Origin of the sequence: Pseudoalteromonas sp. SMS1 (assembly GCF_021530565.1) — a bacterium.
GTDB lineage: Bacteria > Pseudomonadota > Gammaproteobacteria > Enterobacterales > Alteromonadaceae > Pseudoalteromonas.
Genome location: NZ_JAKGBI010000060.1, coordinates 1 through 2,030, shown reverse-complemented (window position 1 = coordinate 2,030; position 2,030 = coordinate 1). Strand labels below are relative to the sequence as shown.

At 41.0% G+C, this 2,030-nt stretch carries 1 protein-coding gene and 1 rRNA gene; one reads left to right on the top strand and one right to left on the bottom strand.

Going from position 1 to position 2,030, the window contains the following annotated elements:
• A 5S ribosomal RNA gene (gene rrf, locus L1286_RS24345) occupies positions 1-84 on the top strand; the annotation flags it as partial.
• A 639-nt stretch (positions 85-723) separates the two neighbouring features.
• On the opposite strand, the gene L1286_RS23945 is transcribed toward rrf, so the two are convergent.
• Complete coding sequence (locus L1286_RS23945; protein ID WP_235409538.1) at positions 724-1,308, bottom strand: helix-turn-helix domain-containing protein; 585 nt, start codon at positions 1,306-1,308, stop codon at positions 724-726.
• Between the last annotated feature and the right edge of the window lie 722 nt (positions 1,309-2,030).

Genomic DNA, 2,030 nt, shown 5'->3' with positions numbered 1-2,030 from the left:
ATCCCATGCCGAACTCAGTAGTGAAACGAAATAGCGCCGATGATAGTGTGGGGTTTCCCATGTGAAAGTAGGACATCGCCAAGCGCCAAATAAAAGAAAGCCCGATTCGAAAGAGTCGGGCTTTTTTGCGTCTAAGTCTCTCGACAACAGCTAAACGAGCTCAATTCACCTTGCGCAAAAGAAGCGTGCTCACTGTGTTCGCTGTCGCTAACCTTTTGCACTAGGAAAGTGAATAGTTTCACTTTCTACCGACTGAACGCGAGGCCTCTGGCCGTCGGCCGGACCATTGCCAAGCGCCAAATAAAAGAAAGCCCGATCCGAAAGAGTCGGGCTTTTTTTCGTCTAAGTCCCTCGGCAACAGCTAAACCAGCGCATTTCACCTTGCTGGAAAAGAGCGTGCTCACTGTGTTCGCTGTCGCTAACCTTTTGCATGAAACTTGCGAATGATGGGGATCCACCATCGAACAAGCATCTTATTCATTGGCCTAAATAGAATTGGGAAATACGCCACTATGTCAGGTTTGTTACCATCTCTTTCAAAACCAGTTGAAGAAAACCATGTACCATAGATATATCGATTGGTTTTTATTGAAGTCCTGTACGTGCAGTTAAATTCTGCGTAAGTGGAGGAAGGTACTGTATGAGTCTCAAACTCCTTCAAGCTATCTCGGTTGGCTGTTTCAACACCTAAAACATCCAGGAATTCGTCCTGTTTTCCATTTTCTATTGGAAAATAAGCTGAAAGCAAAGAAGCATGGTAATAGGGCATGGTTGGCCGTTATTAAGTTGAATAAGCTTCTTATAGTCTTTTGAGGCAACATACTCTTTCCAAAATTTGGGGCCGTCACTTCCAAAACTTTCATACTCAAAGCTTTTACTTTTACCTATTAAATTGAATTCTGGTACCTGAATTATTTTGTAGTTCATGCTTTCACCTACTTGATTGTCTTTGGGAGCGACAACTCGCTTATATGAAGAAAGCGAATTACCTTCAACACGCGCCTTACTCGGATTTATTCCATGTACATTCCTAAATGCGCGAGCAAAAGCATTGGGGGATTTGTAACCAAATTTGAGTGCAATATCGACAATACTGTCACTTGTATTCAATAACTCAGCGGCAGCTAAGGTTAGTTTTCGTTTTCTGATGTATTCAGCACAGGTAATTTTAAAATTAGCAAAGAACATGCGGTGGAAGTGATACTTAGAGCAGTATGCTGCATTGGCTACATCCTCAATACTAAGATCGCTATCTAAGTGAGTTTCTATGTAATCTATTGCCCAATTCATTCGTTGTGACCAAGTCATTACTCAAGCCTCCTCTAGAGTCGGTATGATATTTAATCACTTAAGTATTTGTCTCACCTTTTCTTGCTATTTTTTGTTGTCATCGTATAGCAAGGGCTAAGGCATTGCGCTAAAGCCCTTTAGTAAATAAACGCGAGTCTTATTGCTATATCTTCCTCACTTAAGGTGGGGGGGTCTGAATGTCCGAAACTAACATATCTGTGGTATTCGGAGCTTACTGCCCCCTTGGAACTGAATTTGTTACAGGTGTTAAGGTTGATTCAAACTCGTTTACTTATTTAAATCTAGAGCAAATTGAAACTCACTGCTTAGCTTTGTTAAAGTGAATAAGTTCACTGTGCTGATAGTCATGAATGCTGTACCACTATTTGCTAATTTGTCGTTTCAGTCATTCGCCTTATTCAATATGGGATAAACTTGGCATGTTGATATGCAGTTCCTGATAAGTCTTACTGGTTAGGCGAAGCACCTAAGTACTGAGATACTTTGATGTTAGGTTTGCCATTTTACCCACGTATGAGCGTGAATTGATTGAGAGCGAGAAAAATATAGAAGCCTATGAATATTGCATGGCCCCTCCAATGGAATGCTTGACTGATTTCAGCATTAAGCCAACTATCCTTGATAGTCAGATAGTCAGATAGTCAGATAGTCAGATAGTCAGATAGTCAGATAGTCAGATAGTCAGATAGTCAGATAGTCAGATAGTCAGATAGTCAGAT

Excerpts from the sequence above, each read along its gene's own strand:
- L1286_RS23945 (WP_235409538.1), bottom strand. The coding sequence starts at position 1,308 with ATGACTTGGTCACAACGAATGAATTGGGCAATAGATTACATAGAAACT.